General features: G+C 68.9%; 16 protein-coding genes and 1 pseudogene. 6 read left to right on the plus strand and 11 right to left on the minus strand.

Translation table 11 applies throughout. The features are described from left to right. Nucleotides 1-54: 54 nt before the first annotated feature. Nucleotides 55-1,014, minus strand: a complete 960-nt coding sequence (locus C1J01_RS07045) for a helix-turn-helix transcriptional regulator (protein ID WP_111177269.1) — start codon at nt 1,012-1,014, stop codon at nt 55-57. A gap of 63 nt (nt 1,015-1,077) precedes the next feature. Here C1J01_RS07045 and C1J01_RS07050 point away from each other — a divergent pair, with 63 nt between their 5' ends. Together C1J01_RS07050 and C1J01_RS07055 are read left to right on the plus strand one after the other, a co-directional pair. Then, the gene (locus tag C1J01_RS07050) at nt 1,078-1,653 is read left to right on the plus strand and encodes a DinB family protein (protein WP_111177271.1); all 576 of its coding nucleotides are present in this window, start codon (nt 1,078-1,080) and stop codon (nt 1,651-1,653) included. Further along, the gene (locus C1J01_RS07055; RefSeq protein ID WP_111177273.1) at nt 1,650-2,111 is read left to right on the plus strand and encodes a VOC family protein; all 462 of its coding nucleotides are present in this window, start codon (nt 1,650-1,652) and stop codon (nt 2,109-2,111) included. The genes C1J01_RS07050 and C1J01_RS07055 overlap by 4 nt, the downstream gene beginning before the upstream one ends. 10 nt (nt 2,112-2,121) lie before the next feature. Here C1J01_RS07055 and C1J01_RS52990 read toward each other — a convergent pair whose 3' ends face one another. The 3 genes from C1J01_RS52990 to C1J01_RS07065 form a co-directional block, all read right to left on the minus strand. Then, nucleotides 2,122-2,253: a hypothetical protein gene (locus C1J01_RS52990; protein WP_268958607.1), complete on the minus strand. Its 132-nt coding sequence runs from the start codon at nt 2,251-2,253 to the stop codon at nt 2,122-2,124. Next, the gene (locus C1J01_RS07060) at nt 2,226-2,630 is read right to left on the minus strand and encodes a BCCT family transporter (RefSeq protein ID WP_220039777.1); all 405 of its coding nucleotides are present in this window, start codon (nt 2,628-2,630) and stop codon (nt 2,226-2,228) included. The genes C1J01_RS52990 and C1J01_RS07060 overlap by 28 nt, the downstream gene beginning before the upstream one ends. 144 nt (nt 2,631-2,774) lie before the next feature. Next, nucleotides 2,775-3,797, minus strand: coding sequence for an SAM-dependent methyltransferase (locus C1J01_RS07065; protein ID WP_146615485.1), 1,023 nt, complete (start codon nt 3,795-3,797; stop codon nt 2,775-2,777). A 332-nt stretch (nt 3,798-4,129) separates the two neighbouring features. Here C1J01_RS07065 and C1J01_RS49635 point away from each other — a divergent pair, with 332 nt between their 5' ends. Further along, nucleotides 4,130-4,270 (plus strand): hypothetical protein, encoded by a 141-nt coding sequence (locus tag C1J01_RS49635; RefSeq protein ID WP_181448612.1) that lies wholly within the window; start codon nt 4,130-4,132, stop codon nt 4,268-4,270. A gap of 11 nt (nt 4,271-4,281) precedes the next feature. On the opposite strand, the gene C1J01_RS07070 is transcribed toward C1J01_RS49635, so the two are convergent. Next, nucleotides 4,282-5,025 (minus strand): SDR family oxidoreductase, encoded by a 744-nt coding sequence (locus C1J01_RS07070; RefSeq protein WP_111177277.1) that lies wholly within the window; start codon nt 5,023-5,025, stop codon nt 4,282-4,284. Between the two features lie 101 nt (nt 5,026-5,126). Between C1J01_RS07070 and C1J01_RS07075 the strand changes: the two genes are divergently transcribed. Continuing rightward, complete coding sequence (locus tag C1J01_RS07075) at nt 5,127-5,555, plus strand: ester cyclase (RefSeq protein ID WP_111177279.1); 429 nt, start codon at nt 5,127-5,129, stop codon at nt 5,553-5,555. Between the two features lie 39 nt (nt 5,556-5,594). Here C1J01_RS07075 and C1J01_RS54075 read toward each other — a convergent pair. The 4 genes and pseudogenes from C1J01_RS54075 to C1J01_RS07090 form a co-directional block, all read right to left on the minus strand. Then, nucleotides 5,595-6,011: pseudogene (locus C1J01_RS54075) on the minus strand (DUF6928 family protein); the annotation flags it as partial. A 41-nt stretch (nt 6,012-6,052) separates the two neighbouring features. Then, on the minus strand, nt 6,053-6,496 hold the full coding sequence (locus C1J01_RS07080; protein WP_111177281.1) for a GNAT family N-acetyltransferase: 444 nt from the start codon (nt 6,494-6,496) through the stop codon (nt 6,053-6,055). Between the two features lie 42 nt (nt 6,497-6,538). Beyond that, on the minus strand, nt 6,539-7,204 hold the full coding sequence (locus C1J01_RS07085) for a phosphotransferase (protein WP_111177283.1): 666 nt from the start codon (nt 7,202-7,204) through the stop codon (nt 6,539-6,541). Nucleotides 7,205-7,267: 63 nt separating this feature from the next. Continuing rightward, a complete protein-coding gene (locus C1J01_RS07090; RefSeq protein WP_111177285.1) occupies nt 7,268-7,726 on the minus strand; it encodes a hypothetical protein in 459 nt (152 codons plus the stop codon). 544 nt (nt 7,727-8,270) lie between these two features. Here C1J01_RS07090 and C1J01_RS07100 point away from each other — a divergent pair. Together C1J01_RS07100 and C1J01_RS07105 are read left to right on the plus strand one after the other, a co-directional pair. Then, on the plus strand, nt 8,271-8,993 hold the full coding sequence (locus tag C1J01_RS07100) for a VOC family protein (RefSeq protein ID WP_111177287.1): 723 nt from the start codon (nt 8,271-8,273) through the stop codon (nt 8,991-8,993). 403 nt (nt 8,994-9,396) lie between these two features. Further along, on the plus strand, nt 9,397-10,401 hold the full coding sequence (locus tag C1J01_RS07105; RefSeq protein ID WP_111177289.1) for a hypothetical protein: 1,005 nt from the start codon (nt 9,397-9,399) through the stop codon (nt 10,399-10,401). A gap of 7 nt (nt 10,402-10,408) precedes the next feature. Here C1J01_RS07105 and C1J01_RS07110 read toward each other — a convergent pair whose 3' ends face one another. Continuing rightward, the gene (locus tag C1J01_RS07110; RefSeq protein ID WP_111177291.1) at nt 10,409-11,431 is read right to left on the minus strand and encodes a DUF6461 domain-containing protein; all 1,023 of its coding nucleotides are present in this window, start codon (nt 11,429-11,431) and stop codon (nt 10,409-10,411) included. 55 nt (nt 11,432-11,486) lie between these two features. Further along, on the minus strand, nt 11,487-12,077 hold the full coding sequence (locus C1J01_RS07115; RefSeq protein WP_111177293.1) for a DUF6461 domain-containing protein: 591 nt from the start codon (nt 12,075-12,077) through the stop codon (nt 11,487-11,489). Nucleotides 12,078-12,210 lie beyond the last annotated feature (133 nt).

Here is a 12,210-nt window from a genome sequence, read left to right on the forward strand (position 1 = left end):
CGCCGTGGCCGACCGCGAGCCGCGCGACGACATCGCACCCGGCTGATCAGCAGGTCATTCGCCGCCGACAAAGGCTGACAGCAGTCTTCCGGCCAGCACACGGCAGCGCGCCCCGAGCTCCGGCGGGTCGAGCACCTCGAAGTCGTGCCCCAGCAGCAGCACGTACGCGAGCACGACGTCGAGATTCGCGCCGCCGCTGAGCACCTCGCAGCGCTCGCTCCCCCGTGGGCGTACGACGGCCGCCGACGCCGAGAGCTGCGTGCGCACCGTCTCGGCGGGCGCGTGCACGAGGAACCGCGCCTGGTGCGGGTAGACCCGGCTCGCCACGCCCTCCTGCACGTACGTCGCCGCGTCGGGCGCCGGGCGCGGGCGGAAGTGCCAGGTCCGCGCGGACACCCCGGACATCCGGTCGACGCGGAAGCTGCGCCAGTCGTCGCGGTCGAGGTCGTAGGCGAGGAGATACCAGCGCCGGTCGGAGGCGACGAGGCGGTACGGCTCGACCCGCCGCCGTCGCACGTCGTCGCCGGACGGGTAGTCGAAACCGGCCTCGACCTCGTCGCGGCAGGCCCTGGCCAGCGTCATGAGCACCTCGGGATCGGCCGGCGTACGCGCTGCGCCGAAGGAGTCGACCGAGCCGGACAGCGCCCGCACCTCGTGCCGCAGCCGGGTGGGCAGCACCCGGTCGAGCTTGGTCAGCGCCCGGAGCGCGGCGTCGCCGGCGACCGCGCCGCTCGCGCCGGCCAGCAACGAGACCACGGTGGCGATCGCCTCCTCGTCGTCGAGGAGCAGCGGCGGCAGGTCGTGCCCCGGGCCGAGCTGGTAGCCGCCGCCGACCCCCTGCGTGGCGTGCACCGGATAGCCGAGTGCGCGCAGCCGTTCGACGTCACGCCGTACGGTGCGCGGCGTGACCCCCAACCGGTCGGCGAGCTCGGGGCCGGTCCAGACCTGGCGCTGCTGCAGCAGGCCCAGCAGGGTGAGCACCCGCTCCGTCGTACCGCGCTCGGCGCCGTTCATGTCACCCAGACTGCCAGACGATAGCGGACCGATCCTGTCCGCCAGGGGTGTCAGAGTGCCTCCATGAACGCAGCCGAACTCGACTGGAACGCGACCCTGCGCGAGCAGATCCAGTTCCACTGGAACCATCAGCTCCGGCCCCGGCTCGACGGCCTCACCGACGACGAGTACTTCTGGTCGCCGGTGCCGGACGCCTGGAGTGTGCGACCGCGTGGCAGCTCGACGGCGCCCGTGCAGGCCGGCGTCGGTGACTTCACGATCGACTACGCCTTTCCCGAGCCGGTCCCCGCGGCGTTCACCACGATCGCCTGGCGGCTCGGTCACGTCATCGTCGGCGTGCTCGCCGCGCGCAACGCGGCGCACTTCGGCGCGCCGCCGGCGTCGTACGAGACCTGGCAGTACGCCGGCACCGCGGCCGGCGTGCTCGACCAGCTCGAAACCCAGCTCGACCGCTGGCTGACCGGAGTGCGCGACCTCGGCGAGGCCGGGCTCCGCGTCCCGGTCGGCGAGAAGGAGCCGTACCCCGAGGCGCCCATGGCCGACCTGGTGCTGCACATCAACCGCGAGCTGATCCACCACCTGTCCGAGGTCTGCCTGCTGCGCGACCTCTACCTGCACATGAACGGGGCCGCCCGATGAGCCGCCACATCCAGGTCACCTTCGACGCCCACGACCCACGAGCGCTGTCGTCCTTCTGGCGCGACGTGCTCGGTTACGTCCACCCCGGCCCGCCCGGCGTCGACCTCCCCGAGGGCGCCGACCCGCTGGCCGCGTGGGACGACTTCCTCGCGCGGGCCGGTGTGCCGGCGGACCGGCGCAACGCGGCCTCGGCCGTCGAGGACCCGGACGGGCACGGCCCGCGGCTGTTCTTCCAGCAGGTGCCGGAGGACAAGACCGCCAAGAACCGCGTGCACCTCGACGTCCGCGCGGCTCCGGGGCTGGAGGGAGGCGAGCGGATGGCGGCGCTGGAGGCCGAGTGCGACCGGCTCGTCGCGCTGGGCGCGACACGGGTACGCCGCCACGAGCCCGCTCCGCCGATGAGCGCCGGCTTCATCGTGATGACCGACCCCGAGGGCAACGAGTTCTGCCTGGACTGACCCGGCCGGCTCAGCCGCCGTCGTCCTCCCTGCTGACCCGGCGCAGGGCCTCCCGCAAGCCGTGCGTCGTCGCGGTGAACGTACGGCCCGCGCCGGGGTCCACCCGCAGCTCATTCACCAGCGCCAGGCAGAGCAGCAGCATGACCACCACGAACGGCAGCGGGACCAGGATCGTCGCCTGCTGCAGCGCCTGCAGCCGCCGGCCAGCAGCAGCACCAGCGCGACAGCCCCGACCAGCACACCCCACATCACGACCAAGGTCCGCGGAGGATGCAGCGAGCCCCTGGTGGACAGCGACCCGAGCACCAACGAGGCCGAGTCCGCGCTGGTGACGAAGTAGAGCGCCACCAGGACCGCCGTGATCACGGTGGTGACCAGGCTGAGCGGCAGGGCGTCGAGGAGCGCGAACATCGCCGCCTCCGAGCCTTCCCTGATCCTTCCGGCGAAGTCCGCCGCGCCCGTCAGCTGCAGCCACACGGCGATGGCCAACAGCGGGAGATCGGCTCTCAGCCGGCGCATCGTGCCTCCAGGGTGACTACTGTGAGTGAGCTCAATAATCCCCTTGGTGAATACCGCCGACCATGAGCCTCTGCGCTCACATCCCCCTGGCGAGCAGCTCCTTCGCCGCCTGCGCCGCCGTCCGTCCCGCGACACGCGCCACGATCAGTCGTCCGCCGGTCGGCGCATGAGTACGATCCGTCCGAAATTGGTGGGGACCATGCGATGGGGCACCAGACCGACGGCCTCTGCCTCGGCGACCAGTTGTTCGGCCGTCGGCGCGAACGGCACCCCCTGACCCTCGTAGACCAGCCGGCGCAGCGCGAACGGGAGCCGCTGGGCTTCGTCCTCCGGCTCGCTCTCCATTTCCTGGATCATCAGCAGCGCTCCGGGCTTCAGCGCGCCCCGGATCATGCGCAGCGTCGCGTCCCGCGAAGACTCCGGGAAGAACGGCTGAGCCCAGAAGCAGGCGTCGAAGGCGTCCCTTTCGTCGAAGTCCCGCGCGTCCATGCAGCGCACCTCCACCCGGTCCGTAACCCCGAGCCTCTTGGCGCGGCTCTCCGCCTCGGCCGCGACGGCGGGCACCAGCTCGATCGCCACCGCCCGCATGTTCGGGAACATCGAGGCCGAGGTCAGCATCGCGCCGGCCACCCCGCAGCCGACGTCGAGCAGCCGTCCGTCGCGTACCGCCTCGGCGTACTCCGGGACTTCGGCGTACAGATGCTGGAAAACCGCTTCGGTGACCGGCGTGGGCCGCCCGCCGACCGCCTTGGCGATGACCAGCGCGTCGGCACCGCCGAGCCGCAGCTCACCCGCGTCCTCAGCCGCCGCGCGCACCAGCCGGATCATCAGCTCCGCCCTGTCGAGCACGGTGCCGAGGTCGATCATCGCGTCGTCGGCCGCCAGCTCCGCGTACGCCGGGCTCAGCCGGACCTGCCCGTCGTGCTGCTCGACGACGCCCACGGCCTCCAGAGCGCCGACCAGGTTCGCCACCCTGCCGGCCGGCAGGCGTGAGAAGGCGGCCAGCTGGTCCAGGCCGCGCGGCTCCGCGAGAAAGCTCGTCCACCCCCGTTCGTGCACCATGGCCAGCAACGCCAGAGCCTGCGCGCCGGTCGCGAGCTCCTCCACACGGCTCTGCGCCGTACGGGCCAGTGCGAGACGCCCCAATGGGGTCGCGTCATCCGTCATCGTTCGTCCCCCGACAATCAATGGTGTTACCGCAGTACGCAGGCACGATGCCAAGCGCTGAGCGGCACTGTAGCCCTCGTGAGAACGCCGCCTCGCCGCACCCCCGAAGAACCGCGCGCGAAACATACCCGTTGCCGGGGATCGCGCAACAGGCGACACTGCGGCGTGCACTGCGACGAGTTGCGGGACCGCGTCCACACGGCGTCGCGCGCCGGCGACGCCCGGCCCGTCCTCGAACTCGCCTTCCTCCTGGAGGAACGGGGCGTGAGCACCCGGGAGAGGACGCGCAAGGGGCGCTCGCGACCGTCGCCGACGCCGCTCAGCAAGCGATCATGGGGCAGAGCTGGAAGGTCTGGCCCGTCTGCGGCGCGCACGACCGCGGCCTGCGGGCCGTACTGGATCAGAAGACCGCCGTCTGGCGGTGCACCGGCGGCGGGACGCACACCGTCGCCCCGGTCGGCGCACTGCCGTGATCAGGCTCGGGTCACCACGCGACGGGGCCGAGACGATCGACGAAGATCCCGGTCGGGCCGTCCGCGTCGATCGTCGCCAGCCTGACGATCGAGTCGGTGCCCTCGGTGACCGTCAGCTCGCCGGTGTGATGGTTCATGTCGGTCGCGGCGAATTTGCGGTTCGCGACCTCGCCGGGGGTGGCGACGTTGAACTTGATCTTCGGTAGCGCCTGGGCGTACCGGACAGTGATCATGTTCAGCGCCGCTTTCGACGAGCTGTACGCGAGCTCGTGGAACTGCGAGAAGGGCTGCTCCGGATCGGTCACGACCGTGAACGAACCGCCGGCGCTGGACACCATCACCACCCGCGGATGGTCCGCCGCCTGCAGCAGGGGCAGGAACGCGTGCGTGACCCGGATCGGCCCGTACACGTTGGTGTCGTAGACGGAGTGGATCTCCTCGACCGTCGCGGCCGCCGGCGCCACGCCCTTGCCGGGCGCGCCGGCGTTGTTGATCAGTACGTCGAGGTGGTCGGTGTGCTGCTCGACGAGGCGTACGGCGTCGGTGACCGACTGGTCCGAGGTCACGTCGAGGGGGACCATGACCACGTGCACGCCGCCGGCGGTCAGTTTCTCGGCGGCCGCCCGTCCCCGGCCTTCGTCACGCGAGCCGAGAAAGACCGTCCAGCCCATCTCCCCGAGCCGCCGGGCCGCCTCGAAACCGAGCCCCTTGTTGCCTCCGGTGATCAGCACCGAGGTCTGTTCCGCGTTCGTCATGCCCTCTCGACGATGTACCGCGCTCGAATGTGATGGGCCTCGATGTCACAAATCGACCGGCTCCGGTGTCACGTGTACGAGAGCCGGAGTGAGGAGAAACCATGACCACAACCCGCGACCAAGCGGTGTGGAACCGCCTGCACGACGCGACGAACAGCGGCGACGCGGAGCTCATCGCGAAGACGATCGACGAGGTCGTCGACCCCGACCTGATCTTCCACGCGCCCGTGCCGACCGGCGCCGCCGGCGCGCAGGCCCTCAAGCACGTGTGGGCGACGCTCCTGCGCGCGTTCCCCGACATCCACGTCACGGTCGATGACGTGATCAGCGAGGGCGACAAGGTCGTATGCCGAAACACGGTCACGGGGACCCATCAGGGCGAATACCTGGGCCTGCCGCCGACCGGCAGGTCGGTCACGTACAACGAGATCTTCATCCTCCGCTTCGCGGACGGCCGCATCGCCGAGATCTGGGGCGTCGTCGACCTCGCCACCCAACTGCGCCAACTCGGCCTGCTCCGCATGCCCTAGGCGATCGGACGGGGGCTGTGTCACCTCGTACCCGGCGAGCGTGATCTTCTCCAGCGCGACGTCGTCGAAGGTGACGCCGAACAACTCTCGCATCGCATCGTCCCCGAGGCTCATCGCCTCGTACGGGTCGGGCGCGCCGTCGCCATCCAGGTACGGGGCCTCGAAGAGCAGCGGTTCGCCGAGTAGCTCGGACACCCCGTCACTCCCGGAAGCGCTGAACGACCGCAAGGCGCCGTCACCGTCCCAGATCGCGTACGCGAACCAGTCACCCCCGCTGTGCGTCGCGACCAGGTAGCTCGTCCGGCCGGCGGCCTCGTCCAGGAAGCGTCGGTCGAGCTCGGACGGCTCCGTGAGGAACGCTTCGTCCGTGCACACGACGGCAAGGCCGGGCAGGCACGCCGCGTACACCCGGCCTTCCTCGGGCGAGCACTGATGGAGCAAGGAGCCGCCCCTGATCTCACAGCACCCTGGAGCGCACCACCGACATCACCGGCGGATCAAGAAAACGGCCGGCGCACCATGAACACGTCCACCTCGTCCTCGGTCTCCACCGTGAACCCATGCCGCTCGTACAACCGGCGCGCCGGACTGCCCTGCAAGACGTTCAGCCGGACCACGGCGCCTTCACGATCGCACCCTTCCAGCAACCTGCTCAGCACGGCGGAACCGATGCCCCTGCCCTGCCGATCCGGCTCCAGATAGAAATGCTCCAGCCAACAGGCGTGCTCCGCAGGCCGCAACGCCACACACCCGGCCATGGCGCCGTCCACCTCGATCACCCACGTGTGCTCCGGCGCGAACCCGTCCCGCAGCCGCTGCCGCACCCGCACCTCGTCGTACCGCCCGAGCCGCTCGAGATCCGGCCTCAGCACCACGGCCCGCAACTCGGCCACCGCCTCGACATCCGCCACCGAAGCCGCCCGAAGCCCCCAGTCCGCCACGGTCGCGATGCTAGCGGCCCCGCATTCGACCGAGAGACCCGGCTACGGCCGGATCACCGTCGGTTTCAGGGATCGAACCAGCGCCGCGGCCTCCTGAAGACGTCGTTTCTCGCCTTCGCTCAGGGTCGGGTTGGCGGCACGCATCGCCAAAGCCCCTGCCAGGTTGATCGCATGCTCGACGTGGCCGAGCAGGGAGACCAGGACGGCACGAGCCGGTAACGCTTCGTTCCGCGGATCCACCGCGACCTCCGCCAGGATCAACGCCGATATCCCCCAGTCCAGGGCGGGCGGACCCTCCGTCGTGTTGCTCCAGTCGATCACCATCGGCCCGGCGGGCGTGATCATCACATTTTCCGGGTGCAGGTCGAGATGCAGCACACGATCCGCCGGATCAGCTGAGATTCGCGCCGGCAGCGCGTGGAGTCGATGCAGCAGGCTCGCAAGGACCGCACCGATCTCTTCCGCGGAGATCGTCCCCTGCTGGAGCGCCCCCACCATGGTGGGACCGCTCAACCGTTCCATGGTCAATTCGCCGCCGTCGATCGAGCCGACTCTCGGGACCGGATAGCCCAGGTCGAATAGGTAGGACATCACCTCAGCCTCGGCGGACGCGTCATGACCGTCCCGATACCGGCGAACCACCCATGCGTCATCGACTGCGAACACATCCGCAGTACGGCCAGAGCCGACAAGGGGACCGATCCGCATGGCACGAGCATAAGAGGCGGTCGGCTTTCTACGGTGCGTCCACCCGCGCGTGCGGCCCCGTACTCAGATGGACATCCAGCAATAAAGGCGGTGCCCTCGCTGCCTGATTCGCGCCGCCAAGTCCCGCAGGTCGTGGAGCGGCCGGTGGAGGACGGCAGGATCGGTCAAACCATGAAACTCCTCTGTCTCCGACCAAGCCCCGGCCACCGCAACGAGCTGCTCATCGGTAGCCTCCGCGAGCACCGCCGTGAGCCTGTCGGCAACGCTGACCACCCCTTTCTCTCCGGACTCCACGAATCTCACCGCGGAAACACCGTGGCTCTCGGCGATTTCGTCATACGACCGGCCGACCAGCAGCGCTTCGAGCTTTCCCAGCATCACGGCCGGATCGATGCCCTTGAGATCGACACTGTCCTTCTGCTCCGCTCCGAGCGGCGGATACGCCGGCCCGCCCACCCAGTCGACAACGGCGGCGGCTTCCTCATCGGTGGCCGCACCGAAGTAGTCATACAGAACACCCACGAAGGGAGAGTGTGCCAGCGACCGGCTTGCCTCCAACGGCCGGCTTCACCGCCCTCCTTCCCACCCGCGTTCCGAATAGAGAACGCCCTTGCCGATCAACTCCAGGACCTCCATCGCGTACGGGATCATCTCGGTGGGAAGCGCGCCCGGCGAGAACCATCTCCAGCCCGCACATTTGTCCGGCTCCCTGTTGACCACTTCCGCTGCCCAGCGCGGCGGACTCACCCTGCTCCAGGCGCCCGGCCGGAAAGTGGTACGCCCCGTCCATGAAGCCGGTGTTCACCCGTTCGCCGAGAAGGAGCCGCTCATCGGCACACAGGAGAAGGTGCAGATCAACACAGAAGCCAGGCCGGACGGTCATGAGCCAAGGTGTCCTCTCAACGGTCCCGTACAAACTGCCTCCCGGCCTATCACGGCTGGCAGGCTGCCACCGGGCGTTAATTCGTTCGCGTGGCAGGCCCTGAGCGCCTAGCGTTACTCCCCTACGGCTGCGGACGTGCTCCTGTCCGCGGCTCGAATCAGCAGATCGGAGACGCGGAGCAGAATGACCAGTCACCTGATCGCGCTCTGCTTCGACGCGCACGACCCGCTCGGCCTCGCGCGCTTCTGGGCCGGAGTCCTGGGCTGGGAGACGGCCGACGACCCTCGAGACGGCGTCACCCTCCTGCCGAACGATGACACCGGCTTCCCGATCCGGTTCCTCCCGACCAAGGAGAAAAAGGTCGGGCAGAACCAGATGCACTTCGACCTGACGAGCACGTCCCTCGAGGACCAGCAGCAGACGGTGGCGAGGTCGCTGGGGCTCGGCGCCCGGCACATCGACATCGGTCAACGCCCGGAGGAGGGTCATGTGGTGCTCGCAGACCCCGAGGGCAACGAGTTCTGCGTCATCGCGCCGGGCAACAAGTTCCTCGCCGAGTGCGGATTCGTCGGAGCGCTCGCGTGCGACGGCTCGCAGCAGGTCGGGTACTTCTGGAGCGAGGCGCTGGGCTGGCCGCTGGTGTGGGATCAGAACGAAGAGACCGCGATCCGCTCACCCCACGGCGGCCCGAAAATCACGTGGGGCGGTCCGCCACTGATGCCGCAGACGGGCAAATACCGGCTGCACTTCGACATCGCCCCACCCGCCGACGGTGACCGGCAAGCGGAGGTCGACCGTCTCATCTCCCTGGGCGCGACCCGCATCGACATCGGCCAGGGCGACGTCGACTGGGTGGTCATGGCCGATCCCGACGGCCACGAATTCTGCGTTTACCCCCCGCGCTGACCAGAACCACCACGGCGTCACTGGCCCGGGGGCTCAACGGGGTGATCCTCGCCAGTCACGTCGAGCTTCCTTCTCAAGGTCACGAGACGCTCGAAGCAAGCTCGACCACCCGACCCCCGGGAGCCGCCCGCATGCGACAGAAACACCTGTCAGCTGGGCGTTGATCCCTTAACGTCCTGCTATGTCTCAACCGCCGTACGGCCCGCCCTGGCAGCCGGGCCACACCCCGCAGCAAGGCCCAGGCGGCCCGTACACGCCACCCCCGCACCAACCGCAGGGATGGCCACCTCCGCCTGGACAACCCTCCATGCCGCCGGGGCCGCCGCACGGGCCTTGGCCGCCGCCGCAGGGCTGGCAGGGCGCACCGCCCCCATCGCCGCCGACCGGCCGGAAGGGCACGATCGTGCTCATCGCGTCGATCGTCGCAGTGGTCTCGGTCGCGGCGGGCATCGGCGGCGCGGCGCTGCTGGGCGTGTTCGACAACGAGGGCGGCGGCGCGCCGATCGCGGACTCCCCCGAGGAGATCGCCGGCTTGAGCAAGGACCGGCTCACCCAGGCCGACGTGACGAAGATCAACGGGGACGCGCTGTTCTGGGCGATGTTCAGGAAGCAGGCCACCCAGCCGGTCGCGCACGCCAAGAGACTCACCTACCGCGACCTCGACGACTTCGAGGCGGGCATGCCGGACGGCATCGAGGAATCCGCGCACGACTACCGCTCCAAGCAGTTCTCGCATACCGCGTTGTCGCTGCGGGACGGCAAGGTCCCCGACCACCTGACCCGGTGCGTCGACGGCGCCAGCTACTACGTCTTCCTCACCCTCAGCGAGGACCGGCAGGACTGGGATTCGATTTCCAAGTCGGACCAGACGTGCGAGCGCACCTACAGCCCCGGCCGGTACTCCGACGGGGTGAACATCAACGGTCTCACCGATGAGCAGGCCGACGCCTTCGTGGGCTACCTGCGGGACGGCGCCGCGAAGGGCCTGATGAGGCCCGGGAAGCCGGCACTGGCGGAGCACGACGGCAAGCAGTACGTACGCCTCCCGGTCGAGCTCAAGCCGGTCAAGATGGACGGCCACTACTGGGGCGGACAGGTTCTCATCTTCGCCCTCCACGAGATCGGCTTCGACGGCAAGAGCATCGGGGAGCACCCGTACGCCTATTACGGCCGCGGCGGCGGCGGCTTCGAGATCACTTACCTGATCGACCCCAAGTCCCTGCTGCCCGTGTACGGGGAGTTCCGGGAGACCCCGGGGATGAACGAGGAGACCGATCGCCCCGACCCCATGAACACCGGCGACCTGTCGGCCTATCGCATCCACTACATCTGGCACGGGAAGGTGCCGAAGCTCAACCTCAAGGGCAAGAAGCCGCTCACCTTCTCCTGGCCGGACGAGGAGTCCTGAGACCGGCTCACCCTCCTTCGGCGATCATGGCCGTGAGCTGGGCACGCAACGCCGGCCACCTGTCGCCGAGGATCCTGGGCGCGTGAACGAGCACATCAAGGCGATCAGGCCAGGTACGTCCCGGCATGGCCTCGTCCAGAGCCCGGGCCGCCCAGACCCGGCGCGAAACAGGGTGGTCCTCCGCGAGAACCTCTCCTTGCTCGTCACGCCGATCGTCCATGAGTCGTTCCAGGAGCGGCGCCAGGTCGGCCCTGGCTCGCCTCACGTCACGGCCGGCCATGAGGCAGTCGAGCGCCTCTCGGACCACCGGTTCGCCCACCAGCCCGGTCGCCACGAGGTAGGCGTCGACGACGCGATGGACCACCGCGGTCTGTACGGGCTCGGGCGCCAGGCGCAGCCGAACATCCAGATCGGGATCGACACCACCCAGCATGCTCGGAGCCCGCGGGTCCTCCGGGATGGTCTCTTCCAGCAGCAGTCGCGGCGCACTGGCGTCAGGCAGATCAAGCCTCACTCCGGTGACGGCTTCGACGACGGCCATCGCGGCCGCCTGCCATTGACCACGTTCGGTCGCCGCCTCCAGAACCGTGAGCTCTGCATCGAGTACGTGCGGAGTCTCACCCCATCGCTGACCAGGAAACATGGGATCCAACGCGGTGACAATGGTGCCGTAAGCGGCGTACGTCAGATTGGCCGTCCCATTGACGTTCCAGAAAAGACTCACCACGCGAGCCCCGTCACTGAGCCGCCGCAACACCTCCGGACGGATGCCCTGGTACCCGTTGTCCTCATAGAGAACGAACGACGCGTCGTCGCGGCTGATGTAGAAAGCCCCTTCATAGTCGGCTTCGTCCACATCGTCGTCGGGCTCGGCCTCCAGGTCCTCGCCCCGTCCACCCAGTCGCTCGGCGATGGCCTCGACGGTCAAGGAGGAGACGACCGGCTGCACGACAGTCCAGCAGGTGGCCAGTGCGAGATAGGGATGGCGCTGCAGGAAATCCGCATACCGGCGCTGCGTCTCGTCAATCACCTGGGCAGTATGTCCGCCCCCACTGACAATCAGGGCAGGCCGAGCGTCGACGGGCTCAGGCAGTGGTCGGCCGTCTGGAGATGACCCCGGACAGGTATGTGGACTCGTCCAGGATCTGCGGGGTGAGCTTGATCCCGGTGAGGTGCTCGATCAGGACGAGCCCCGGCCCTCGGTGGAGATCCCACTTGTGTTCCCCGGAGTCGCGATCGAGCTGCTCGATGGTCTCCACGAGTTCGTCGGGAATCTCGGAGAAACCGTCCTGCGCCCAGAACGCGAAACGGATCTCCCTGTCCTCGACCCAGCGGAACTCCTCCAGACCCTTGATGTCGAGGTGATAGAGGGAGACCAGGCGGGTGCCCGCCGACAGCGGGACGATGAACTCGTCGTCGGCGCCGAGCCAGCTGTTGTACTGCGCGACGAACGCCCACTCACCGACGGCCGTGACCGCGACGAACTCGGTCTTGTAGTCGTAGCGGCCGCCGACGCCGATCGACTCATCGAGCGTCATCCAGGAGAAGTCTTCTGCTCGGCCACCCATCCGAGTCACGAGCTGCTCGGGTGTGAGCCCGCGCACGAAGATGAAGCTGTAGGCCTCCGCGAGGCCGGAGTCGGCGAACCAGGCGTAGTCACCGAGGGGCGTGATCATGCGGCGATCATGGCAGAGCCCACCGACAACGTTAAGGCACTTCGTAGCGCACCAGCGCTTGGGCGAACGGCTCCCCGGTGGCCCGTGCGTACGCCATCCGCGCGCGTGCTTCGCCGAGTGTGCGCGGGCGGTA

The sequence above is a fragment of the Nonomuraea aridisoli genome, assembly GCF_003236395.1.
In the GTDB taxonomy this organism is placed as follows: domain Bacteria; phylum Actinomycetota; class Actinomycetes; order Streptosporangiales; family Streptosporangiaceae; genus Nonomuraea; species Nonomuraea aridisoli.